At 62.2% G+C, this 21,952-nt stretch carries 23 protein-coding genes; 13 read left to right on the forward strand and 10 right to left on the reverse strand.

The annotated features are described in order from the left end of the window. Nucleotides 1-19: 19 nt before the first annotated feature. Complete coding sequence (locus tag F7R90_RS00815) at nt 20-364, reverse strand: DUF7344 domain-containing protein (protein ID WP_158055397.1); 345 nt, start codon at nt 362-364, stop codon at nt 20-22. A gap of 101 nt (nt 365-465) precedes the next feature. On the opposite strand from F7R90_RS00815, the gene F7R90_RS00820 reads away from it, so the two are divergent. Continuing rightward, nucleotides 466-1,113, forward strand: coding sequence for a helix-turn-helix domain-containing protein (locus F7R90_RS00820; RefSeq protein ID WP_192498367.1), 648 nt, complete (start codon nt 466-468; stop codon nt 1,111-1,113). A 95-nt stretch (nt 1,114-1,208) separates the two neighbouring features. Here F7R90_RS00820 and F7R90_RS00825 read toward each other — a convergent pair whose 3' ends face one another. Continuing rightward, on the reverse strand, nt 1,209-3,281 hold the full coding sequence (locus F7R90_RS00825) for a bifunctional metallophosphatase/5'-nucleotidase (RefSeq protein WP_158055399.1): 2,073 nt from the start codon (nt 3,279-3,281) through the stop codon (nt 1,209-1,211). 148 nt (nt 3,282-3,429) lie between these two features. On the opposite strand from F7R90_RS00825, the gene F7R90_RS00830 reads away from it, so the two are divergent. After that, nucleotides 3,430-3,870 (forward strand): DUF7112 family protein, encoded by a 441-nt coding sequence (locus F7R90_RS00830; protein ID WP_158055400.1) that lies wholly within the window; start codon nt 3,430-3,432, stop codon nt 3,868-3,870. Nucleotides 3,871-3,977: 107 nt separating this feature from the next. Beyond that, on the forward strand, nt 3,978-6,026 hold the full coding sequence (locus F7R90_RS00835; protein WP_158055401.1) for a PAS domain-containing protein: 2,049 nt from the start codon (nt 3,978-3,980) through the stop codon (nt 6,024-6,026). 1 nt (nt 6,027) lies between these two features. Here F7R90_RS00835 and F7R90_RS00840 read toward each other — a convergent pair whose 3' ends face one another. Then, complete coding sequence (locus tag F7R90_RS00840; RefSeq protein ID WP_158055402.1) at nt 6,028-6,249, reverse strand: hypothetical protein; 222 nt, start codon at nt 6,247-6,249, stop codon at nt 6,028-6,030. Between the two features lie 164 nt (nt 6,250-6,413). On the opposite strand from F7R90_RS00840, the gene F7R90_RS00845 reads away from it, so the two are divergent. From F7R90_RS00845 to F7R90_RS00855, 3 genes are all read left to right on the forward strand, one after another. Next, nucleotides 6,414-6,833 carry a DUF5807 family protein gene (locus F7R90_RS00845; RefSeq protein ID WP_158058799.1) on the forward strand — a complete coding sequence of 140 codons (420 nt, stop codon included), beginning with the start codon at nt 6,414-6,416 and terminating at the stop codon, nt 6,831-6,833. A gap of 192 nt (nt 6,834-7,025) precedes the next feature. Beyond that, complete coding sequence (locus F7R90_RS00850) at nt 7,026-7,310, forward strand: hypothetical protein (RefSeq protein WP_158055403.1); 285 nt, start codon at nt 7,026-7,028, stop codon at nt 7,308-7,310. A gap of 42 nt (nt 7,311-7,352) precedes the next feature. Next, the gene (locus F7R90_RS00855; protein WP_158055404.1) at nt 7,353-8,309 is read left to right on the forward strand and encodes a carbohydrate kinase family protein; all 957 of its coding nucleotides are present in this window, start codon (nt 7,353-7,355) and stop codon (nt 8,307-8,309) included. On the opposite strand, the gene F7R90_RS00860 is transcribed toward F7R90_RS00855, so the two are convergent. Beyond that, the gene (locus F7R90_RS00860) at nt 8,310-9,113 is read right to left on the reverse strand and encodes a BtpA/SgcQ family protein (protein ID WP_158055405.1); all 804 of its coding nucleotides are present in this window, start codon (nt 9,111-9,113) and stop codon (nt 8,310-8,312) included. It lies immediately after the preceding gene. Between the two features lie 100 nt (nt 9,114-9,213). Here F7R90_RS00860 and F7R90_RS00865 point away from each other — a divergent pair, with 100 nt between their 5' ends. Beyond that, nucleotides 9,214-9,408: a hypothetical protein gene (locus F7R90_RS00865; protein ID WP_158055406.1), complete on the forward strand. Its 195-nt coding sequence runs from the start codon at nt 9,214-9,216 to the stop codon at nt 9,406-9,408. Nucleotides 9,409-9,412: 4 nt separating this feature from the next. Here the strand turns inward: F7R90_RS00865 and F7R90_RS00870 are convergent, their stop codons facing one another. Both F7R90_RS00870 and F7R90_RS00875 read right to left on the reverse strand, forming a co-directional pair. Further along, nucleotides 9,413-10,552 (reverse strand): DHH family phosphoesterase, encoded by a 1,140-nt coding sequence (locus F7R90_RS00870; RefSeq protein ID WP_158055407.1) that lies wholly within the window; start codon nt 10,550-10,552, stop codon nt 9,413-9,415. 54 nt (nt 10,553-10,606) lie between these two features. Then, nucleotides 10,607-11,038 (reverse strand): universal stress protein, encoded by a 432-nt coding sequence (locus F7R90_RS00875; RefSeq protein WP_158055408.1) that lies wholly within the window; start codon nt 11,036-11,038, stop codon nt 10,607-10,609. An 83-nt stretch (nt 11,039-11,121) separates the two neighbouring features. Here F7R90_RS00875 and F7R90_RS00880 point away from each other — a divergent pair, with 83 nt between their 5' ends. Together F7R90_RS00880 and F7R90_RS00885 are read left to right on the forward strand one after the other, a co-directional pair. Then, nucleotides 11,122-11,553 carry a hypothetical protein gene (locus tag F7R90_RS00880; RefSeq protein WP_158055409.1) on the forward strand — a complete coding sequence of 144 codons (432 nt, stop codon included), beginning with the start codon at nt 11,122-11,124 and terminating at the stop codon, nt 11,551-11,553. Between the two features lie 98 nt (nt 11,554-11,651). Continuing rightward, nucleotides 11,652-12,107 carry a universal stress protein gene (locus F7R90_RS00885; protein WP_158055410.1) on the forward strand — a complete coding sequence of 152 codons (456 nt, stop codon included), beginning with the start codon at nt 11,652-11,654 and terminating at the stop codon, nt 12,105-12,107. Here F7R90_RS00885 and F7R90_RS00890 read toward each other — a convergent pair whose 3' ends face one another. The 3 genes from F7R90_RS00890 to F7R90_RS00900 all read right to left on the reverse strand — a co-directional run bounded on the left by F7R90_RS00890 (nt 12,108) and on the right by F7R90_RS00900 (nt 13,928). Next, nucleotides 12,108-12,644, reverse strand: a complete 537-nt coding sequence (locus tag F7R90_RS00890; protein WP_158055411.1) for an SHOCT domain-containing protein — start codon at nt 12,642-12,644, stop codon at nt 12,108-12,110. It lies immediately after the preceding gene. Between the two features lie 394 nt (nt 12,645-13,038). Beyond that, nucleotides 13,039-13,563, reverse strand: coding sequence for a GNAT family N-acetyltransferase (locus F7R90_RS00895; protein WP_158055412.1), 525 nt, complete (start codon nt 13,561-13,563; stop codon nt 13,039-13,041). Beyond that, a complete protein-coding gene (locus F7R90_RS00900) occupies nt 13,560-13,928 on the reverse strand; it encodes a universal stress protein (RefSeq protein WP_158055413.1) in 369 nt (122 codons plus the stop codon). The genes F7R90_RS00895 and F7R90_RS00900 overlap by 4 nt, the downstream gene beginning before the upstream one ends. 106 nt (nt 13,929-14,034) lie before the next feature. Here F7R90_RS00900 and F7R90_RS00905 point away from each other — a divergent pair, with 106 nt between their 5' ends. After that, nucleotides 14,035-14,991: a DUF5806 family protein gene (locus F7R90_RS00905; protein ID WP_394352013.1), complete on the forward strand. Its 957-nt coding sequence runs from the start codon at nt 14,035-14,037 to the stop codon at nt 14,989-14,991. A 12-nt stretch (nt 14,992-15,003) separates the two neighbouring features. On the opposite strand, the gene F7R90_RS00910 is transcribed toward F7R90_RS00905, so the two are convergent. Beyond that, entirely contained in the window at nt 15,004-15,606 is a 603-nt protein-coding gene (locus tag F7R90_RS00910) for a DUF7529 family protein (RefSeq protein ID WP_225741224.1), read from the reverse strand. A gap of 138 nt (nt 15,607-15,744) precedes the next feature. Between F7R90_RS00910 and F7R90_RS00915 the strand changes: the two genes are divergently transcribed. The 3 genes from F7R90_RS00915 (at nt 15,745) to F7R90_RS00925 (ending at nt 21,938) form a co-directional block, all read left to right on the forward strand. Beyond that, nucleotides 15,745-18,240 (forward strand): ABC transporter ATP-binding protein, encoded by a 2,496-nt coding sequence (locus F7R90_RS00915; RefSeq protein ID WP_225741225.1) that lies wholly within the window; start codon nt 15,745-15,747, stop codon nt 18,238-18,240. Between the two features lie 129 nt (nt 18,241-18,369). Next, the gene (locus F7R90_RS00920) at nt 18,370-20,112 is read left to right on the forward strand and encodes an ABC transporter substrate-binding protein (protein ID WP_158055415.1); all 1,743 of its coding nucleotides are present in this window, start codon (nt 18,370-18,372) and stop codon (nt 20,110-20,112) included. A 119-nt stretch (nt 20,113-20,231) separates the two neighbouring features. After that, nucleotides 20,232-21,938, forward strand: coding sequence for an ABC transporter substrate-binding protein (locus F7R90_RS00925; RefSeq protein WP_158055416.1), 1,707 nt, complete (start codon nt 20,232-20,234; stop codon nt 21,936-21,938). Nucleotides 21,939-21,952 lie beyond the last annotated feature (14 nt).

The following is a 21,952-nucleotide window of genomic DNA, read 5'->3' on the forward strand; positions in this document are numbered from 1 at the left end:
TCTCCTCCAACTGTTCTCCTCAGGTCGCCTCGCCAATCCCAGAAATTCGACGCGGTAGTCGTTCCAGTGTTTGCGTTTCTCGGTACCGAACACAGTTGCTTCGCGGGTCGTACTCGACCAACCCCGCGTCGTCCAGTTTCGGCAGCGTTACGTGATGGAGTCGAAGTGAGACGTGGTCACTGTCGCTGCTACAACAGTCTAAGGTGACCAGAGAATCGGCGAGGTCCTCGACCGTCGCCGTCTCGTCCTCCGACGTGTAGAGATGGTGGAGAACCTGGCGGCGGCGTGCGTCTGCGAGGACAGCACAGAGTTCCCCGATTCGGTCGAACTCCTCCGATGACGAATCCCGACCAGTGTATGTCATCTATTGGCTCCTCGGCTTCTACTCGAATGAGATGCTTGCCGAAATTTCCCGGGTGTTTATATATGGCTGTCCCTTCGACCGTGACGAGTTACCGCTTTACGATGGTAATTGCAGAATTCACTATCGACCATCCAGTGCTGTTCGAATCGCTGAATCGCGTCCCCGACATCGAAATCGAATGGCAAGAGACGTACCAACGGCCGGATGGTCCGACACAGATGCTCTTCTGGATAGAGAGCGATGATTTCGACCGAGTTGACCGGACGCTGGACGATGAACCCGCGGTGACGAATCCGACGGTACTAGCTCGTACGGGCGACCGGCGCTTCTACAGAGTGGACTTCACAAATCTGGGCGAGGAGACGAATTTGATGCCGCAACTCATCGAAGTCGGCGGTGTCCTTCGAAAGGCAGTTGGCACGAACGACGGATGGGAGTGTCAAGCTCGCTTTCCGGACCGACAGGCGATCGAACGGGTCTATCGTTTCTGCACCGACCACGACATCGAGTTCACGGTCGAACGACTGTACGAGGAGACTGACTGGAGCCAAACTGGCGTCACACTGACGGAGGCCCAACGGGAGACGCTCGTCGAAGCAGTCGAGAGTGGCTATCTCGACATCCCACGAAGGTGTTCGCTGGCGAACCTCGCGGAGCGGCTTGGAATCTCCGACAGCGCTGCGTCCGAACGATTCCGACGCGGGGTGAAAGAACTCGTCCAGCAGACAATACCTCTGAACGGCGAGTGAGGTCCAGTCAGCACGCAGTCGGGACGGACGACTCTCGAAGTTGGAATGCAGACGCCGCGAAAAAGAGTCGAATCGGGTATTGCTGGCGTCTCTGATTACGCGGCGACCGGCGTGGCCGACTGCGTAATCGGTGCGATGCTGGCGTGGCCGTGGTGGCCGCCGGAGTGACTGCGGTGGTCTTCTGAGTGACCGTCGTGGTGACCTCCGTGTCTGTCGCAGTCGTCGTGCTTACCGTGTTCACAGTGGTCTCGCCACTTGTCGTCTCCGTGCCCTTTCCGTTCGCCTGGCTCGTAGTCTTCGAAGTCAGCGTTGAGGACCGAGTGGTCGAAGTAGACGCGGTCGTAGGCAGTCGTGTCGTACTTGCCGTAGATTTCGAGTCGGCCGTCGTGCCCTCGCAGTTCCCAGAAGTCGGCGATGTCGAAGCGCACTTTCACGCTCCCGTCTTCCAGCGTCGCCGACTCGGCTTCGACGCGCTCCGCGGAGTCGCCGCGAACGGCGTAGAAGCTATCCTCGACCGTCGCGTTCGTGCCGTTCGGAGCGTCGAGCGTGACCGTCGCAGTGCCTCGATGGACCGAGACCGACTGCACTTCGGCGAAGTCGTCCACGCGCCGGATGCGGTTGGTGTCCTCGGGCGAGACCGGACTGTTGTTTTCGACGTACTCCAGTAGCGCCGTGCCGTACAGCACGTTCGTCTTGCTGACTCGCGGGGCGTCGGTCAGGACCGAACCGTCCCAGCCAGCCATGTAGGAGTTGACCGTCACGGTGTAGGTCTCGTCTTCTTCCAGTCGCTCGCCGTTGACCCACGCGTCGCTGATGGTCGGGCCGTCGCCCTCGTGGCCGTCGTACTCGTAGGTGACGCCGCTGACCTGTAACTGGGCCTCCGTGCCGTAGCGCTGGCCGGTGTCGCTTTCGAGCGTGACGACCTGACTGGCGAGCAGTTGCTTGAGTTCCGAGCCGTTCAGTTCGACCGTGACGAGCGTGTTCCGGAACGGCAGGATGTTGTACACGTCACCGACCGTGACGTTGCCCGGACCGTAGACGCTGTTCGAGCGGATGCCGCCCGCGTTGGTGATGGCGACTTCCGCACCGGTCTGGGCGCGGAACGAGTCGGTAATCATGTTTCCGAGTGCGGTCTCGTCGTGGTAGTTCGAAGCGAACCGCGCGTCGAGCGGAACCGTCGTTCGTCCGGCGACGTCGTTCAATTCGTCCGAGCGGGCGTCCGTGATGATGTTCGCAACCGTCTCGTTCTTGGGCACGTCGTCGGTGACGTTCAGCAGGCGACCGTTCCACGCCGTCACCTCGCCGTTCGAGACGGTGAGGTTGAGTTCGGCGACGTGTTCGGCGCGCGCTTCGGCCTCCATGATGACCGCGCCACCGGTCTCCTGTGGCGGGTACTCGATTTCGTCGTCGCCGACGACGATTGCATCGACGTTCTCGGTCGTGTTAGCGAGGTTCTTCGCTACGGGGACGCCGAGGTGGGCCGAGACGACCACCACGTCCACGTTCTGCTCTGCTTTGAGTTCGGTGGCGTACTCGCTCGCCACGTCGGAGTAGTTCTGCAGTTCGTAGCCCTGCTCGTCGAAGTCCACCGCAGTCTTGGACTTGATCTTCTCGTCGGCGACCCCGATGACGCCGACTTTCACGCCGTCGCGTTCGACGACGGTGTAGGGCTTGGTTCCCTCGATGGGTTCGCCCGTGCTCTCGTTGACGATGTTAGCCATGAGCCACGGGAACTCCGAAGCGTTCGAGTAGTTACCCACGGCGTCGAAGCCGTAGTCCAAGTCGTGGTTGCCGACGACTTCGGCGTCGGGTTTCACCACGTTAAGTGCCTTCACGGGCACTCGCCACTGACTGAGCGGCGAGAGCGAGTGGGGACTCACCTCGTCACCGCCGCCGACCACGACCGTCGGATTGTCGTGGGCGGCGCGGCGCTGGTTGAGTAGCGTGACCATCCGCGGGAACGTACCGTTTTCGGCGGCCGCGGTCTGGACGTCGTTGTACGACAGGATGGTTACTGTCGTACTGTTGTTCTGTGCGGCTTGTGCCGCGTGCGGCGTCTGCGCGAGCGACGCAGTCTCTCGGTGCGTGTCAGTTGCAGTCGCCGCGGGCGGTACCGCGCCTGCGACGACGAGGCAGAGAATCAGTACGATGGGTGCGGACCTTCGCATGCGGGTGTTTAATGGAATTCGACCCAGTTAAAATCAACTAGTTCTCGGAAATACGTCAATAGATTTCTCAATAGAAGTGGGAGCGTATTCTTCCCCCATTTGACCACAGTCGTTTTCACCATCACGCTACAAACGGGAACCGAGCGTTATGGCCGACCGCATCTCCAGCGACAACGACGCCGTCCAAACCGTCCGCGCGACCCTCGTCAAGAGCGGCGCGCTCGACCGCCCGAAGATCGAACTCCCCGCGCCGGACGCCGCCCGCTTCCCGACAGACGAAATCGTCCGTGTCGTCGCCGACGAGACGGAGTACCGAGCGCGCTTCGAAGCCCCGTTGACCGGCGACACGCGCGAAATTCGAGGATTCTACGACTCGCCGCGACTGGCGCGCAACCCCGGCGACGGCGAGAACCGCCTTGGCGAGTGGGCGACGGCGTCCAACGTCGAGTTCGGTCAGTCGGTCCTCGTCGACGTGGTCGAAGAAGGGTTCAAGTACGGCGTCCGAGAACCCGGCCAGCGAGTCATCTACGAGGCGACCGAGTCGCCGGATTCGAATTTGGCCGACATCGCCAACGAACTCGACGGCTGATACCGAGCAATTCTCCCGAAACCGCGAGATACCCCTCGTTAGACGTTGGTTTCTCCCCGAGAGCGTATCACGGAAAGACTATGTGAGTTGGCTCAAGTAATCCTGCAATGAGTTCCGAGCGGCAGACACTCGCTGTCTTCGACCGTCTGCGGTCGGGGGCAGAACCCCTTTCTACGAGTGAACTCGCGGCGGAACTGAACTGTCATCGAGACGTGGCTGTCGAGGCACTCGACGAACTGGTCGAGCGCGGCGAGGTGGAGTCGAAGACCATCGGCGACGAGCGGGTCTGGTGGCGCGGTGCCGACTCGACGCCGACGGACGACGCCACGAACTCGGATTCGGACGCTTCGGCGTCCTTGGCCAGTTCGCAGTTCCGCTCGTTGGTCGCCGAAGTCGAGGAGTACGCGATTTTCTTGTTGGACGCCGACGGGACCGTCGTCACGTGGAACAGCGGCGCGAAGCAGATAAAAGGGTACGACGCCGCCGACATAGTCGGCGAACACGTCTCGACCTTCTACACCGAAGAGGACAGAACGGCGGGCGTGCCGGAACGAAACCTCGCCCGAGCGCGCGAGACGGGTCGCACCCAGGACGAGGGGTGGCGCGTGCGGGAAGACGGCACCACGTTCTGGGCCTCCGTCTCGATAACCGCTCGGAGGACCGACGACGGGTCGCTCGAAGGATTCACGAAAGTTACCCGCGACATGACTGAGCGCCGCGAGTACGAACAGCAACTGCGCAAGGAGCGCGACCTGACCGAGGAGATACTCAACACGGCACCCGTGGCGCTGTCGGTCCGCACCGCAGACGGAACGGTACTCAAGGCCAATCAGCGCGCACAGGAGGTCCTCGGCCTCTCGGAAGCAGAAATCATCGAAGACCCAGACGACATCGACGAATGGAGTGCCTACGACGCCGACGACGAACCGTTGGACGACCACGAGACGCCGACGGCCCGCGCGCTGGCGACCCACGAACCGGTGTACGACGAGGAGGTAGCTATCGAGAAACCGGGCGAGGAACGCCGCTGGTTCTCCGTGAACGCCGCGCCCGTCTTCGACGACGATGGGACGCTCGAACGAGTCGTCAGTGCCTCCGAGGAAATCACCGACCTCAAAGAGCACGAACGTCAACTCGAACGCCGAAAGCGCGAACTCGAAACCGAACTGAGCGAGGTTCTCGGGCGCATCTCCGACGCCTTCTACGCGCTGGACGAGGAGTGGCGATTCACGCACGTCAACGAACGCGCCGAGGAGATATTCGGCCGCTCCGAAGACGAGATGCTCGGCGAGGCGTTCTGGGAAGTGTATCCCGAGAGCACAGACGCCGTCATCTGGGAGCAGTTCCACGAGGCGATGGAGAGCCAAGAGCCGAGGAGTTTCGAGTTCTTCGCCGAGTCGCTCGACGCGTGGCTCCAGTTCAGCGTCTATCCGTCCGAAACCGGCCTCTCCGTCTACTTCCGCGACGACAGCGAGCGCGTCGAGCGCGAGCAGAAGTTAGAGCAGTTCGCCAGCATCGTCAGCCACGACCTGCGAAATCCACTCGCTATCGCCGAGATGTACCTCGGGATGGCCAGAGACGGTGGCGACCCGGAACACTTCGACGAAATCGACCGGGCACTCGACCGAATGCAGACCATCATCGACAACCTCCTGACGATGGCGCAGGCGGGCGAGAGCATCACCGACACCGAACCCACCGTTCCCTCGGACGTGGCCGAGGATGCGTGGCAACACGTCGAGACCCACGACGCGACGCTCGACGCCGACGAGACGATGCCGACGGTACTCGCCGACAGAGACCGACTCCAGACCGCGTTCGAGAACCTGTTTCGCAACGCTATCGAACACGCCGGAACGGAAGTCGCGGTCCGCGTCGGCACGCTCGAAGCGGAACCGAGCGGCGATTCGACGGACGCCTCGGTCGGTGGGTTCTACGTCGAAGACGACGGACCGGGCATCGACACAGACCGACCGAACGAGGTGTTCGAATACGGCTACTCGCCTAACGGTGGGACCGGATTCGGTTTGGCTATCGTCAACGAAGTCGTCGAGGCTCACGGGTGGGAGATTTCCGTGACCGAGTCGGACACCGGCGGTGCCCGGTTCGAAGTTCGGTACGAGAAAGATGACGGGTGGGACAGTGGCTGGAACTAACTCAGAAGCCCCACCACGACAACAGCGCCAGTCCGCCAGCGACGAAGATGAGTAGCGAGACGAACTGGTGCGCTCGTTTCTGCCGCTCGGTAAGCACTCTGTCGTCGCTGACTGCGCCGTCTGCTGAGACCCGATAGCGCGTCATCGCCTCGGGATTCAGCAGGTTCGGCACGCTGAGGACGACCAACAGGAGGACGACCAGTTCTACGACGAGCGATGGCATACGACCGCCCGGTCGCACTGCCGACACCTAAAGTTCGGGGTGTTCGAACTCCGGGGCCGTTGGAACTCCGGTCGTTCGAACTCGCTGTCGCCCGACTGTCCGACAGTTCGGTGCCGTCCCGGCAGAACGCACGGCTTTTCCCGCTCGACTTCCGTAGCAGTGGTATGAGCAAGCGCGAGCAGTTTCTGGCGGGCGACCGCGTCGAAGACGTGGCGGTCTTCCTCGCCGATTCGTTCGTAGACGGCGACGGTGGTCTCGCAAGTCACGGCGAGCAAGTGGAAGACGGCGTCGTCCTCGTCGTGGAGGGTGACCAAGGCCGGAGCGTCTTCAAGACCGCGACTGGCATGGACGCGATGGGCTTCGCCAAGCAGGCGATGGGAACCGACGGCGACATCGACCACGACCTCGCGGGCGGGACGTGTCCGGACTGTGGCAGTAGCGAGGTAGAGTTCGTCTTCGCCTTTGCGGAAGAACAGAACGAGGAGGTCGGTGACCTCTACGCCGAGGGCGACGTGATTCACGCGTATGCCTACTGCGAGTGCGGGACGGCGTACTCCGAGAAGTGGCTCGCAGGCGACGACTAAGGATTGTTTCTGCTTCCGGTGGCGGTTTTCGGGGCGTATTCACGGATATTCCCTCGAAATCGCATGCACGACCGCAATTTCGACCACCTCGAAAGCCCCGCGCAGTCCCACCCCTTGGTTTGTGTCGTCGCCGATACGGTTCCAAGTTCCACCGGCCAGAGCGATTTTTAAAGCCACGAGCGAACCCGATTCATGAGTAGCGACTACGAGCGGGTTCTCATCTCCGACTGGCACGCCATCGTGGACCACCTCCGGCAGTTCTTCGGGACATTCGGAGCGATTTCGGAGAGCGACGACCGTCTCAGCGTCGCCGTCGGAAACGCTGGTTTCTCAGTCACGAAGGACGGCCGCGTCACTGCCGGGATGCCACTCCACAGCTTCGAAGACGGTGCCGTCGAGGCTCTCTACTTCGACCACGAGCGCGACCGAATCCGAATAGAGGGTGACGACCGCTCCTACGAGTTCCGTAAGCCGTAGTTGTCGCAATCGGTTTTACCCCGCAGTTCCTCGATGGGAGCGATGACCGACGCCGACTCGTCTGCTGTCTCTGCGCCCACCGTCGCCACTGTCGGGAGCGCGGTCGTAGACCGACTGTACGCGCTGTCGAACCTCCCGGAACCGGACGGCGGCGCGTTCGTCCGCGACGAAGCGACGGCGGTCGGCGGCGTCGCCGCGAACGTGGCTTCGGGTCTCACCCGATTGGGCAGCGACACCGGCATCGTCGCACGCCTCGGTGACGACGAGGATGCAAGGAGAGTCCTCCGAGACCTCGAAGACCGCGGCATCGACACCGAGCGAGTTCGCCGCGGATGCGAGGACGAGCGCACCTCCTACACGATGGTGCTCCGGAACGACGACGGCGAGCGCATGATAGTCGCTGGCGGCGAGAGCGTCGTCAACCTGCGACTCGACGAAGAGGACTTCGCCTATCTCAGCGACGCGGACACTGTCTTCGCCAGCGCGTACGCACCCGACCCGGTCGCTTCCGCGCTCGTCGAGGCCAAAGAAGCGGGTGACCTACCACCGCTCGTCTTCGACCTCGCTGGCCCGCTCGAAGAACTCGAAAACCGGGGTGCGCGCCCCGAGACTATCGACGCGATGCTCCCTGTCTGTGACCTCTTTCTCGCGAGCGAGGTACCGATTCAGTCCTACCTCGGGGCAAGCGGGCGCGAGGCCCTCTCCGAACTCCATTCGCGGGGCGTACAGCGGGCCGCCCTGACTCGCGGCGAGGACGGCGCGCTCTTGCTCGCAGACGGCGAAGTCATCGACGTTCCGGCGTTCGAAATCGACGCCACCGACACGACTGGTGCCGGTGACGCCTTCACCGCGGGGCTACTCGACGCGTGGCTTCTGGAGGGAAAATCTCCCGAAACAGCCGGTCTGTTCGCCGCGGCGACAGCCGCACTCAACTGCCGGAACGAGGGCGCACGCGGCGGGTTACCGACGCGCGAGGAAGTCGAGCAGTTCCTCGAATAACTATTCTCCGCCCGCGGCCGCGACCAACGCCTCGACTCGCTCTTCGCTGACCGGATTCGTCGTCTCGCCGCCTTCCTTCAGTGCGGTGCCGACGACGACGCCATCCGCGGTATCCAGCAAGTCTGCGACGTTCTCGGTCGTCGTGCCACTGCCGACGAAGACTGGCGCGTCGATGCCTGCTTCGTCGCGGGCCGCCACAGCGGCCTCCAACTGACTCGCGTCTACTGCGTGGCCCGTGCCGACGCCGCTGACGACTACGCCGTCTGCGAGGCCGCGTTGCACTGGCTCTGCGACTGCTTCGGCGTCGAGCGGTCGGTCGGCCAAAGGTGCAGAATGTTTCACGTCCAAGTCCGCGAGAACCGCAACGTCTGCACCTAATCGCTCGCGCAGGCGAATCGTCTCGTGTGCCTCGCCCTCCACGATTCCTTGGTCGGTGACGCGTGCGCCACTGTGGACGTTGACCCGAACGAAGTCGGCATCGACCGCAGAAGCAACGGAGAGAGCGGCTTCGGCGTCGTTCCGCAGGACGTTGACGCCCATTGGAAGGGAGACTTCGTCTCGAATCTCGCTCGCCACGCGAGTCATCGAGGCGACCACGTGCTTCGGCACGTCGTCGGGGTAGAACGGCGCGTCCCCGAAGTTCTCTATCATCAGTGCGTCTACGCCACCAGATTCGAGCCGGCGAGCGTCTCGCAGTGCGGCGTCACGTACCGCGTCGAAGTCGCCGTCGAACTTCGGCGCTCCCGGTAGTGGCCTGAGGTGGACCATGCCGACGATGGGGTTCTCGGCGTCGATAGGATTCATACGTGAGAATTGTGGACTCGTGGGGTAGTCGTTTCGTTAGCGCTTCGTAGATTTGACTTCGTATCGGCACCGATTTATGGGTCTTTCATCGTCTTTTCGTATGGACCACAAGGATTTCGTGGTCGTCGCCGTCGCGGTGGTCTTCGGGATGGCTGGGGCGGGCGTGGCGGGCGAGGTTGGGTTCGCTGGCGGTGTCGTCGCTGGTGCCGGAATCGCGGCGACGTGGGCACACGCGACTGACCGCGCGAAGCATCTCGAAGAGCGCGTCGAGGAATTGGAGACCGAACAGGAATAGCAGGTTACTCTTCGTTCTCGGCGGCTTCTGCGTCTGCTTCTTCCGATTCTGTCGCTCCCTCTCCTTCTTCCTCCTCTTCCTCACGCGCCAACGACCAGAACGCCTCGACAATCAACTGCTGAGCCACGGCACCGCGGGTCGTCCAGTGGTTCGCGTAGTCCAGCATGTCGTCGTAGATGCGGGGCTTACAGCCAGCGGCCTTCGGGTGGCCGCCGCCGTTGACCTGTGCGGCGACTTCGTGACACCGTTCGAACTCGTCGGTGCCGCGAATCGAGGCACTGCCGGAGGGCTTGACGACGACTGCGGCGTCGGTACCCTGCTGGCGCAGTTCCTCGGCGACCTCGTTCTGCGAACAGCGGCCGTACGTGACGCCGACCGTCCACGGGCCGATATCTTCTATTTCCGCTCGGGCGACCGCTTTCTCGATGAGCGCGTCCTTCTCGACGCGCTGTTCGGCGAGGAACTCCTCGATGTCTTCGGGGAGGTTCGCGCCGTGTTCGGCGACGGCCTCGATGTACTCCTCGGGGTCCGACCAGTAGGAGAAGTCCGCGAGGTCGTCGGAGCGTTCGTCTTCGCGGAGCCAGAGGTCGTGGTCGCGGGTGACGACTGCGAGTTCTTCGAGGTAGTCGGGGAAGTCGTAGTCGAGCGAGCGAACCGCCACGTCGGCGGTACACTCCTCTTCGCTGTCGCCGACGACGAGGTCCACGCCAGCGTCGCGGACGCTCTCGGCGACTTCGTCGTCCCACTGGTGGTGGTCGAACCAGCGCACCTCGCTGGCTTCCTCGACCAGCACGGCGAGTTCGTCGCCGACGGTCTCGTAGTCGTCGGGGCAGAGGTCGCAGATGAAGACCGTCGCGCCGGGTTCGCTGTAGGCGACGACGCGTTCGAGCGCGTCTGCGAGGTCGTGCGGTCCGGCGTCGATGAGTGCGGCCTCGCCGTACACCTCACGAATCAGTGCTGTGCAAGCAAGCCCGTCGGCGTCGGGGTCGGCCACGACGGCCACGTCCGCGCCGGTCAGTGCTTCTTCTGCTTCGGCGTCTTCGACCTCCTCCTCGATAGAGTCCGGGATGAAAAAGCCCTCGCCGGGCAGGATAGATTTCCGTTCGAGAGAGAGATTGTCGTCGTCGATGACCCAGTCTTTCATACTGGTGACTGGTGGTCGCGGGCAAAGAAGCCCGTGGTTGTCGGTTTGGACCGCTTAGCCCTCGTCGTTCAGTTGCCGAACCGTCAACACCGGTACGGGACACGTCCGAACGACGCGCTCGGCGACGCTTCCGATGAGGAATCGGTTCTCGCCGTGGCGGCCTCTGGTCCCCGTGGCGACCATGTCGGCCTCTGCCTCGCGGGCGTACTCGCAGATTTCGCCCGCCGGGTGGCCCTCCCGCACCGCGGTGACGATTTCGCGGTCGGCGTGGGTTCGGACCTCGTCCAGTGCTTTGTCGGCCTGTCCTTCCAAGGCTTCGTGAAAGTCGTCGCGCAGCGTCTCGGGCGACGACTCGACTTCTCCTTCGTCCACGACGTACAGCGCGTGTACGGCGGCGTCGAACCGACTGGCGAGGTCGAGCGCGACCTGTACGGCGCGGGTGACGCTCTCCGAGCCGTCGGTGGCGATGACGACGGTATCTATCATGTGCAACCGTTCTGCGGGACGGGTCTTAAACGTCGGTGGGCCGTCGGCGCGAGTCTTATTTTCTCGGCTCCGTACTCCCAACTATGAACGACCGCGACGGTTCTCGTGCGGACCTCGTCCCCTTGGCTTTGGCGAGCGACGGACGGGGCACTCCCGTCAAGGTGAGTCTGATACCACGTGAACGAAAGCGGCGACTCGACCTACACCACGACTTCGACCCGACGGAAGCCTTCGCCGAACTGGACGACGTTCGCGGCACCGAGGTCTGTTACGATACGTCCGAGAGAGTCGCCATTCCGTTCGAAACCGAGATTCCCGACGAAACTATTGTTCCGCACGGGGCAGTCACCGTCCGCCACGAGGTCTGGTTCCCCGAACCCAAGTCCATCGTCGCTTTCGAGGTCGGCATTCCGCCAGAGACGCCAGAATCCGTGCGCGAGGAGTTGCCCGATTCCTACGAGGGCGTCCCGCTTCGATACGTCGAACGACCGCCGCCTGACCCGACGCCGTTGTGAGTTTCACCTGACTTCGAATACACCGGTCAAGAGCGTCCGGGTCTCAATCGCCGCTCCGTGAACGAAGTTTTTTGGCCGCCCCCTTCGCAGATACTGCCATGACCGAACCACCGCTCGAAGTCGAGACGGTACTCGTTCCGGTGGATGGCAGCGACGAGTCAGTCGCCGCCGTCGAGTACGCCGCCGCTATCGCCGAACAGTACGGCGCGTCGGTCCACGCGATGTACGTTCTCGGCGAGGACATCGTCCACGGACTCGAAACCGGCGGGATTCCCGACGAGGAAATTCGCTCCGAGACCGAGGCGTTCATCGACACCGTGCGAGACATCGCGGACCGCTACGGCGTGGGCGTGACGAACTCGAACGCCTACGGTTTCTCGACCACCAGCAAGTTGCAACACCCCGGTACGGTGGTGTTGGACACTGCCGAACACGTCGATGCGGACTTCCTCGTAATTCCGCGCGAACCGCTCACCGGCGAACCGGGCGAGATTTTGGAGAAAGCCGCCGAGTACGTACTGTTGTACGCGAGTCAACCCGTGCTGTCGGTGTAGCTAGTTTCGCTCTTTCTGGCGACCCGCGTTCTTCGATTCGTACCGACGCTCTTCGCTCGCTCGTGACGCGACTTCGTCCACGTGGAGCAGATTCTCGACGCGCTCGTCGAGTTCCTTCTCGGAGATATCTCCCGCGGCGTACTGGCGCTTGAGGTTGGCTACTGCGTCCTCGGAGTCAGAACTGGCGAACGACTGGATGGTTCCGGTGTCGAAGGAGTCGCTTGCGCTGTGCGTTCCTGCTTTCATGTACGCCCGTGGTGACTCGACGTTCCCGATGAGCGAGAGGTAGACCGGCCAGAGTGTGACGATGGCGAGCAGTCCGGCCGCGAGTCCGAAGCCTGCCGCGAGCGGTGCGAGAAAGAACCAGAGGCCAGCCATCGCGGAAGTGACTATCGCCGCGATGAAGAGTGCGGTAGCACTCGCGGTCCCTACGCAGGCGGCGAGGATGAGACGGCCGAGCGTGCCGTCAGGCGTGTAGTGTTCGATGAGTCTGTGCCACCGGCGCGTGCTCGACTCGCTGGAGGGACTCCCGACCATGCGCGATGGTGGAAGGAAGTGTAAAAAATACTTATGAATGGCTGTTGTCGCGCTTCTGAGTGATTCTGTGCGTGGCCATGTGGTGTGGTCGGAGAGATACTGAAACAGAGAAAAGGCTCGTCGGAGCTTGCGCCGACGGTGGGAGCAGAACGAATCTGTTGGGGAGGTGTGTGGCTGATACAGTGCTGTGCGGTGCGGTCTTCTCGGTTTCGGGAGTAGATTGCCCGAAAACGGATTCACTTACTGTATTCGCGATTTCAGTTCGAAAACGGATTTACTCGCGGTGTGTGCGTTTCAGGTCGGATTCACTCACGAGGTGTAGTGGCTCAGCCACAGCTACCACGCAGAACTCGCTAGCAACCGTCCCGAAAACTTCTCGAAAACAGTCACAGACTCAAAGCCTGAGCGCCATCTCGATTTCGAAGCTCTCCGAGCCTGCCGTCTCGAAGCCGACCGACTCGTAGAGGCCGACCGCGGCGTGGTTCCAGCGTTCGACGGTCAGCCAGACTTTCTCGACGTCGTTGGCGCGGCCGTGGCCCAACAGCCCACGAATCAGCTTCGAGCCGATGCCCGCCCGCTGGTAGTCCTGGTGGACGAAGATGGCGAGTTCCGAGGCGTCCTCACTGTCAGGGACGAGCGTGGCGTGGCCGACTGCTCGGTCGCCGTCCCACGCGACGACGTTCAGGCCGTCGAGCAGGCCATCGAGCCAATCTCGAACGCGCTCCTCCGTTGCTGGCGGGATGCCTTGAGCCCGGTCGGCAGAGTCGAAATCGACGTACATCTCCACGACGGCCTCGAACTCGTCGCGCTCGTAGGGACGAATCTCGATTTCGCGGCCTTCCTTGTCCGCGAAGGTGAACGGCGGTTCGGGGAACTCCCCGGCGGACTCCTCGGGGTAGGTACGGTCGCTCGGACTCATCGTATCAGGGTGACGCTAACGGGGGAGTTCAACAGGACGAACTCCGAGATGTGACCGAGCTGAATCTTGCCCATCGGACTGCGTTGGCCGCCACCGAGGACGATTCGGTCGAAGCCTTCGCTCTCGGCGATGTCTACCAACTGACTTCCGGGGTCGCCCGTGACCCGTCGGACGCCCGCCGCGAAGTCCGCGTCTTGGAGTTCGTCTTTCACGCGCGCTTCTATCTCCTCGGCCCCGCGTTCGCTCTCCGGATTGTCGAGGATAATCACGGTGAGGTCGTCGTTGGCGGCCTTCGCGCGCTTGACTGTTTGCGTCAGCGCGTGGAGTGAGTCGTCGCTCCCGCCGATTCCCAGTAAGACTTTCATATCCGACCCAACCGTGCGAACCGTGAAAACAGTTGTGTGGGGGACCGAGGCTTGCGAACCGCCCGCAGACGACACGCTTTTCCACCCTCCCTCGTAACGGCGAGGCATGGCAGACGACGAGTCGCGTCCGAGTGGGGAGGAACAACAGGACGCAGAGAGCGAGACCCGAGTGAGCGAAGCGAACGAGGGTCTCGAAAACGCGAGCGGTGAAACCGCGAGCGAGCGAGAGGAAGACATCAACGAAGCGAACGAGGGTCTCGAAAACGCGAGCGGTGAAACCGCGAGCGAGCGAGAGGAAGACCTCAACGAAGCGAACGAGGGTCTCGAAGACCGGAGTGGCATCTCGGAAGACGAGCGAAGCGAGTCTTCCAGCGACGACACCGACGTTTCGGGTGGCGACATCGACGCAGACGCCACCGAGACCGCCACCGCAACCGACAGTGAGGACGCCGTCACGGCGGACGCGGAAGCTACTGAGGAAGCCACCGAAGACGACGAACTCGGCGACGTTCCCGAACCGGACATCCCCGAGGACGTGCGCAAGTACGCCCGGTTCAAGAAGATGGACGGCGCACAGTACGACCGCGTCAACGAGTTCCTGCGCGACCGCACCTACATCACCGCCCGCGAGTGGGCCATCGCGCGCCTCTGTGCGGACTTCCGCACGGAGACGGGCGTCGAGATGACGAAGATCGGGAACAACCTGCCCGAACTCGTCCCGTTCATGACCGACACGTACACGCCCCAAGCAGTCAATCAGGCTCGCTCCTCGTTCGAGGACAAGGTTCGACAGGCGGGCGCGACCTTCCTCTACGGCGCGATGTCTGGCTTCTTCACCGCCGAGGAGTTGGACGACATGATGTACGAGGTGACGGAAGTCGCCAAGTTCCTGCTGGAAGTCGAGGGCGTGGACCTCTCGGTGGACGAGGAACTGGCCGCAGAAGACCGAATCTCCGAAGTTATGCGGGAAGTCCAGTCGGCCAGCGAAGGCCTGCGAAAGGACGAACTAGAGTGTCCGAACTGCGGCCACGAGATGGAAGCGGCCGACGGTGACGACGACTGAGTAGTTTTCTCCTTATTCTTCTTCCACTGTGTCTCCTTCGCCAGTCTGCGGTTCGAACACCGAGGGGTCCGCGTGCGTGAACTCGATGGTCTCCTCTGTCAGCGTCCGCAGGTAGGTGTGCATCTCCCCCGCGGCTCTGGCGGCGTTGAGCATCGCCTCGGAGTTCTGGGCGTCGTAGTACGCTGGGTAGAGCAGGGCGAACTCCCCGTCGTGGTCCTCCATGGCGACGACGAGCAGGACGAGCGCGTCGGCCGTCGCGGAGTACACTTCGTAGGCGTCGAACGCCGCCCCGCCTTCGAGTCGCTCCTCGACGGCGTCGAACTCGTCGTTCGGGAGGAGTACGTCGAGACCGAAGCGTTCGTCCCCTTCCTCCGGGTCGGGCGTCAGTGTCGTCACGTCGCCGGGGTGCAACTGGAGCGTCTCCCAGCCCTCGGCCTCGTACTCGGCGGCGGTCGCTTCCATGTCGGCGACCACGTCCTCCCAGAACTCCATCGCTCGGAGGTGGGTGCCGGGCATGTCGCCCATTCCTTCGAACGCCGCGGCGGGGTCGTCTTCTACCAGTGGTTCGGCGTCCTCTTCGGGCGCTCCGTCCGTCTCCTCGACATCGTCGCTCATGGGCAATGAGGCGTCCTTTTTAGTGAAAAAGCTTCGCATGACGGGCCTTCGCTGTGCCTGCAGTTGGTTTCGATGGCGGACGCTCGCCGGTTCCAGTGGAAAGCTATTTGCCTGCCGACGCACCACTTTCGTGTAATTGTGAGTGAGTTACTATCAATCTCGAATTTGCGGACGCAGTTCGACACAGATAGGGGTGTCGTCGAGGCCGTAGACGACTTCGACCTCACTATCGAGGAGGGTGAGACGGTCGGTCTGGTCGGGGAATCGGGGTCCGGCAAGAGCGTGAGCGCGCTCTCGCTGATGCAACTCGTGGACGACCCCGGTCACATTCCGAGTGGCGAAGCGAAGTTCCACCACGCGGAACTGACCGAGCAGTTCGCCAGCCAGTATCCGAAAGGTGTCGGCGAGTTCGTCTTCCCCGACGAGGGGTACGTTGACCTGCTCTCCGCGCCGGAGAACGCCATGCGAGACATTCGTGGCGGCGAGATGGGGATGATTTTCCAAGACCCCATGACCTCGCTGAATCCCGCGCTGACCGTCGGCGAGCAGGTCGCAGAGAGCCTGCGACTCCACCAGTACGGCGGCCAACGAAAGGACTCGTGGTGGAACGCGGTCCGAGAAATTGCGCCGAAACTCGGCGGCAAGGACGTGGACGAAGAGATTCTGCAGGACACCATCGACATGCTCGAAGAGGTCGGCATTCCCGAACCGACCGCTCGCGTGGAGGAGTATCCCCACGAGTTCTCCGGAGGTATGCGCCAACGCGTCCTCATCGCCATCGCGCTGGCCTGCCGTCCGAAACTGCTCATCGCCGACGAACCGACGACGGCGCTCGACGTGACGATTCAGGCCCAGATTCTCGACCTCATCAACGACTTGCAGGACGAACTGGGCATGTCCGTGTTCATGATCACCCACGACCTCGGCGTCGTCGCCGAGACCTGCGACCGCGTGGCCGTGATGTACGCAGGCGACATCGTGGAAGTCGGCCCAGTAGACGAGATTTTCCACAACCCGAGTCACCCCTACACGTACGCCCTGCTCGAATCGATTCCGAGCGAGGACAAGGACCGACTCACGCCCATCACGGGCAACGTTCCCGACCTCATCGACATGCCCCAAGGGTGTCACTTCGCGCCACGCTGTCCGTGGGCGCAACCGGAGTGTACCGAGGGCGAGATTCCGAACCTCCAGCACGGTCCCGACGACGTGGACCACCGCGCGAAGTGCGTGCTGGAGGACTTCGACAAGGACGCGTACGGCGAGGACCGCGAGGGAATCGGTACTGGAACTCACGAGACCGGCGAGCAGTTGCTCGCCGTAGACGAGATGAAGAAGCACTTCTCGCGGGCCGACGGCTTGCTGGACGAGTGGCTCGACAGCGACCAAAAGAGCGTGAAAGCCGTCGATGGGGTTAGCTTCGACATCTACGAAGGCGAGACGGTCGGTCTCGTCGGTGAGTCTGGCTGTGGAAAATCGACGGCCGGTCGCACCCTGCTCCGACTCGAAGAACCGACCGACGGGACCATCGTCTTCGCCGGACAGGACCTCTCGGAGCTCGAACGCGACGAACTGCGCGACACGCGCAAGGACATGCAGATGATCTTCCAGGACCCGCTGTCGAGTCTCGACCCGCGGATGACGGTGGGCCAAATCATCATGGAACCGCTGAAGATTCACAACCTGCCCGAGGGGTCGCCAGACGGCGACAAGGGTCGCAAGCAACAGCGGCGCGACCGCGTCGCAGAACTGATGGAAGCAGTCGGGCTTGAGAAGGGACAGTACGACCGTTATCCGCACGAGATTTCCGGCGGGCAACGCCAGCGCGTCGGCATCGCCCGCGCGCTGGCGGTGGATCCCGACTTCATCGTCGCCGACGAACCCGTGAGCGCACTGGACGTGTCCGTGCAGGCCCAGATTCTGAACCTGATGGAGGACCTGCAAGAGGAGTTCGGCCTGACCTACCTGTTCATCGCTCACGACCTGAGCGTCGTTCGGCACATCTCCGACCGCATCGCGGTGATGTACCTCGGCGAAATCGTGGAGGTCGCCGAAACTGATGAACTGTTCGCTGACCCGAAACATCCCTACACGCAGGCACTGCTGTCGGCGATTCCGGAACCCGACCCGCGAGCAGACACCGACGACCGCATCATTTTGGAAGGCGACGTGCCGTCGCCAATCGACCCGCCGTCGGGGTGTCACTTCCGCACTCGCTGTCCGCAGGTCATCCCGCCCGAGGGCCTGAACATCGAGCAGGAAGCCTATCGCGAAGTCATGGACTACCGTGAGCGCGTCGAAGACCGGTCCATCGACTTAGACGCCGCGTGGGAGGAGGCGTCGGGTGACAGCGAGAAGGTAACCCAGACTGCGACGGCAACCGACGGCGGGCACGCTGACGCCTCGCCCGAGGCGTTCCGTGCAGTCCTCTGGGACCATCTGTTCGACACCGAACCGTCGGGTCGGCCACGAAACGTCGTCGCCGACTCGTTCGACCACCTCGCCGACGGCGACTGGGACGGTGCGGCGTCGCTGCTGGAGGAACACTTCGCGAGCGTCTGCGAGCAGAAAGACCCGGTATTGCAAGAAGAAGCGCATCCGTCGGCGTGTCATCTGTACGACCAGCCGAACTGATTCTCTCCGCTCGGACTTCTCGTTCGACCTGAATATGGTTCCGTACAGGTCGGTGAATTGAACTAACCGAACCGACCCACGTTCCCCTCCCGTAGCCTTATATCCAGAATGATTGATTAGTAGCGATGGATGACTTCAAAAGACACATCCATTTCAAGGCGAAGCTTCCTGAAGGCGGCCGGGGGTGCGGCCGCGACGGCGTCCGTGACCGGCTACGTCGGTAACGATGCGGAGGCGACGAACGCCACACAACAGGGGGGTGGGTCGGTAACGTATGCCCGCGGGAACGACTCGGGCACACTCGACCCACAGAACACGACGAGCGGTGAGGACGTGAAAGTCATCAACCAGATGTACGACACCCTCATCGACTTCGAACCGAATCAGACCTCGTTACAGGAGGGGTTGGCGACCGAATTTTCCCTAAATGGGACCACGGCGACGCTCACGCTCCGCGAGGGCGTGACGTTCCACAACGGCGACGAGTTCACCGCGGAGGACTTCGTAGCGACGTTCCGGCGGTTCACGGACGAAGACTACGAGTACTACCCCGGAGACGACTACATCTCGGCGTACGGCCCGTTCACACTCGGTAACTGGGTGTCGAACGTGAGCGCTGGCGGTGGGGGCGGTGGCACGGCCACCGGGAACCAGACCGAAACTGCGAACGGAACCCAGACGGCCGGTGGGGGCGGCGGTCAACAACTCACCATCGAACTCAACCAGCAGTACGCACCGTTCCTGCGGAACCTGGCGATGTTCGCGTCCAGCGTCCTCTCACAGCAGGCGATTCAGGAACTCGGACAGGACCTGAGTCAACAACCGGTCGGGACGAGCGCGTTCCAGTTCGATAGCTGGGACCGGGGCAACCAGCGCATCCGCTTGTCCGCGTACGACGACTACTGGGGCGAAGGACCGTTCGTGGACGAAGTCGTGTTCACGGCCATCGCCCAGAACACGACGCGCGCTCAGACGCTCATCTCGGGCGGGGCAGACATCATCGACGGTTTGGGTGCCCAATCGTCCCAAATCGTCCAGAACGCAGACGCGGCCGAGTTGATAGAGACCCAAGGCATCAACATCGGCTACATGGCGTTCAACATGGCGCGGTTCGAACCGTTCCGCGACCGGCAGGTTCGACAGGCCATTAGCCACGCCATCAACACCCAGGCTATAGTCGAGAACATCTTCCGGGGCATTGCGGTGCAGGCGAGCCAACCGATACCGGAGCAAGTACTGGGGTACAACGAGGAGTTGGACCCGTATCCGCACGACCCCGAACAGGCACAGCAGTTACTGAACGACGCCGGCTACGGCGACGGGTTCTCGTTCGAACTGGCGACGTTCCAGAACCCGCGCACGTACAACCCGTCGCCGTTGCAGGCGGCCCAGACGGTCAAGTCGAACCTGAACGAAGTCGGCATCACGGTCAACATCAACCAGATGCCGTTTAACCCGTTCCTCGACTACACCGCAGAGGGGCGACACGACGCATGTTTCCTGGGGTGGATGACCGACAACGGCGACCCGGACAACTTCTACTACACGCTTCTGCACCCCGGAATCCCGCAGGACCAAGTGCCGGACGGACAGGATTGGGTTAGCTTCGACACCGAGGGGTACAACACGACCAACGTCGGCGGCTGGGCCAACACCGACTTCATGGACGTGGTCGAACAGGGCCAGAGTACGCTCAACCGAGAACAGCGCGCAGAGCTGTATCGGCAGGCGGGTCAAATCGCACACGACCAAGCGCCATGGGTGTTTATCGACCACGCGAAAGAGCTTCGCGGCGTCGCCAACCGCGTCGAGAACTTCCAGATCGCGCCGATTAGTGGACCGCTACTGAAACAGGTCAGACTGTCGAACTGACCACCTCCGGACTTCTTTCGAGTACTATCGAGAAGAAATACTCAATGTCGAGTGAGACTTTTATATTTGTTTCATCTGGGTTCGGCACGCTTATATGGCAGGTATGAGCATGATGCCCTATGGCGTCAAGTGACAACCTAAAACGACGTGGCTTTCTGAAAGCTGCTGGCGGTGCGACAGTAGCTGCCACGCTCGCTGGCTGTGCAGGAAATACTGGCGAAGGTGACGGAACGACGACTGGCGACACCGGAACGACCTCCGGCGACTCCTCCGGTTCCGGTGGCACCCTGACCTACGCCCGTGGGACAGACTCCTCCACGCTGGACTTCCAAGCGACGACCAGTGGCGAAGACGCGAAGGTTACGAACCAGATTTACGAGAGCCTCATCGCGTTCAAGCCCGGCGGCACCTCGCTCGTCGCAGGACTAGCGACGGACTGGAACGTCAACGGTAAGACGGTCAACCTCACCCTCCGCGAAGGCGTGAAGTTCCACAACGGCGACGAGTTCACCGCAGAGGACTACGTGGCGACGTACCGCCGCTTCGTGGACGAAGACTACGAGTACTTCCCCGGTGGCGACTACGTCTCGGCGTACGGTCCGTACTCGCTCGGTAACTGGATCAAGGAAGTCAGCAAAGACGAGAAATACAAGGTTACCATCACCCTCAAACAGCAGTACGCGCCGATTCTCGCCAACTTGGCGATGTTCTGTTCGAAGGTCCACTCGCTCAAGGCCATCAAGGAACACGGCAAGAAGCTCAAGAACAACCCGGTCGGTACCGGTCCGTTCAAGTTCGAAGGCTGGGACACCGGCAACCAGCGCATCCGCCTGAGCAAGAACGAGGACTACTGGGGTGACGACAAGGCCAAGGTAGACGAAGTCGTCTTCACGGCCGTCGGTCAGAACTCCTCACGTGCCCAGACGCTCCTCTCGCAGGACGCTCACATCATCGACGGACTCGGCGCGCAGTCCTCCCAGATGGTCAAGCAGTCCAACAAGGCCAAACTCGAATCCATCCCCGGCATCAACGTCGGTTACATGGCCTTCAACATGGCGCGCAAGGAGGCGTTCCAAGACAAGAAGGTCCGACAGGCCATCAACTACGGTATCAACACGAAGTCCATCGTCGAGACCATCTTCAAGGGCATCGCCTCGCAGGCGAGCCAACCGATTCCGGAGAGCGTCATGGGGTACAACAAGGACCTCGACCCGTACCCGCACAAGCCCGACAAGGCGAAACAGATGCTGAAAGACGCCGGGCAGGAGAACCTCTCGTTCGAACTCTCCATCTTCAAGAACCCGCGTCCCTACATCCCGTCGCCGCGACAGGCCGCACAGACCATCAAGTCCAACCTCAGTAACATCGGCGTCGAGGTCACCATCAACACGATGCCGTGGAAGCAGTACCTCACCTACACCGAGAACTACAAACACGACGCGTGTTTCCTCGGGTGGATGACGGACAACGGTGACCCGGACAACTTCTACTACGCGCTGCTGCACCCCGGTAGCTCCGTCAAGGCCTCGGACGTGCCGGACGGCCAGAACTGGGTGGACCCCGACGACTACGACGGCTTCAACACGCTCAACGCGGCCGCGTGGGCCAACACCGAGTTCATGAAGCTCACCGAGGAAGCACAGAAGAGCTACGAGACGAGCAAGCGCAAGCCGAAGTACAAGAAGGCCGGTCAGATCTTCTACGACGACGCGCCGTGGGTGACCCTCGACCACGCCAAGTCGATGCGAGGCGTCGCCAACAGCGTCAGCGGCTTCAAGCTCGCGCCCATCGGCGGTCCGTTCCTCAACCTCGTCTCCATCGAGTAGAAAGACGAACGGAC

This window comes from Halorussus halophilus (assembly GCF_008831545.1).
In the GTDB taxonomy this organism is placed as follows: domain Archaea; phylum Halobacteriota; class Halobacteria; order Halobacteriales; family Haladaptataceae; genus Halorussus; species Halorussus halophilus.

What these genes read in the sequence shown, in the direction of transcription:
- F7R90_RS00820 (WP_192498367.1), top strand. Translation starts at nt 466, where the DNA reads ATGGTAATTGCAGAATTCACTATCGACCATCCAGTGCTGTTCGAATCG.
- F7R90_RS00835 (WP_158055401.1), top strand. Translation starts at nt 3,978, where the DNA reads ATGAGTTCCGAGCGGCAGACACTCGCTGTCTTCGACCGTCTGCGGTCG.
- F7R90_RS00880 (WP_158055409.1), top strand. Translation starts at nt 11,122, where the DNA reads ATGAACGACCGCGACGGTTCTCGTGCGGACCTCGTCCCCTTGGCTTTG.
- F7R90_RS00825 (WP_158055399.1), bottom strand. Translation starts at nt 3,281, where the DNA reads ATGCGAAGGTCCGCACCCATCGTACTGATTCTCTGCCTCGTCGTCGCA.
- F7R90_RS00855 (WP_158055404.1), top strand. Translation starts at nt 7,353, where the DNA reads ATGACCGACGCCGACTCGTCTGCTGTCTCTGCGCCCACCGTCGCCACT.
- F7R90_RS00890 (WP_158055411.1), bottom strand. Translation starts at nt 12,644, where the DNA reads ATGGTCGGGAGTCCCTCCAGCGAGTCGAGCACGCGCCGGTGGCACAGA.
- F7R90_RS00845 (WP_158058799.1), top strand. Translation starts at nt 6,414, where the DNA reads ATGAGCAAGCGCGAGCAGTTTCTGGCGGGCGACCGCGTCGAAGACGTG.
- F7R90_RS00865 (WP_158055406.1), top strand. Translation starts at nt 9,214, where the DNA reads ATGGACCACAAGGATTTCGTGGTCGTCGCCGTCGCGGTGGTCTTCGGG.
- F7R90_RS00905 (WP_394352013.1), top strand. Translation starts at nt 14,035, where the DNA reads ATGGCAGACGACGAGTCGCGTCCGAGTGGGGAGGAACAACAGGACGCA.
- F7R90_RS00885 (WP_158055410.1), top strand. Translation starts at nt 11,652, where the DNA reads ATGACCGAACCACCGCTCGAAGTCGAGACGGTACTCGTTCCGGTGGAT.
- F7R90_RS00870 (WP_158055407.1), bottom strand. Translation starts at nt 10,552, where the DNA reads ATGAAAGACTGGGTCATCGACGACGACAATCTCTCTCTCGAACGGAAA.
- F7R90_RS00840 (WP_158055402.1), bottom strand. Translation starts at nt 6,249, where the DNA reads ATGCCATCGCTCGTCGTAGAACTGGTCGTCCTCCTGTTGGTCGTCCTC.
- F7R90_RS00925 (WP_158055416.1), top strand. Translation starts at nt 20,232, where the DNA reads ATGGCGTCAAGTGACAACCTAAAACGACGTGGCTTTCTGAAAGCTGCT.
- F7R90_RS00860 (WP_158055405.1), bottom strand. Translation starts at nt 9,113, where the DNA reads ATGAATCCTATCGACGCCGAGAACCCCATCGTCGGCATGGTCCACCTC.
- F7R90_RS00920 (WP_158055415.1), top strand. Translation starts at nt 18,370, where the DNA reads ATGACTTCAAAAGACACATCCATTTCAAGGCGAAGCTTCCTGAAGGCG.
- F7R90_RS00815 (WP_158055397.1), bottom strand. Translation starts at nt 364, where the DNA reads ATGACATACACTGGTCGGGATTCGTCATCGGAGGAGTTCGACCGAATC.
- F7R90_RS00830 (WP_158055400.1), top strand. Translation starts at nt 3,430, where the DNA reads ATGGCCGACCGCATCTCCAGCGACAACGACGCCGTCCAAACCGTCCGC.
- F7R90_RS00910 (WP_225741224.1), bottom strand. Translation starts at nt 15,606, where the DNA reads ATGAGCGACGATGTCGAGGAGACGGACGGAGCGCCCGAAGAGGACGCC.
- F7R90_RS00850 (WP_158055403.1), top strand. Translation starts at nt 7,026, where the DNA reads ATGAGTAGCGACTACGAGCGGGTTCTCATCTCCGACTGGCACGCCATC.
- F7R90_RS00875 (WP_158055408.1), bottom strand. Translation starts at nt 11,038, where the DNA reads ATGATAGATACCGTCGTCATCGCCACCGACGGCTCGGAGAGCGTCACC.
- F7R90_RS00900 (WP_158055413.1), bottom strand. Translation starts at nt 13,928, where the DNA reads ATGAAAGTCTTACTGGGAATCGGCGGGAGCGACGACTCACTCCACGCG.
- F7R90_RS00895 (WP_158055412.1), bottom strand. Translation starts at nt 13,563, where the DNA reads ATGAGTCCGAGCGACCGTACCTACCCCGAGGAGTCCGCCGGGGAGTTC.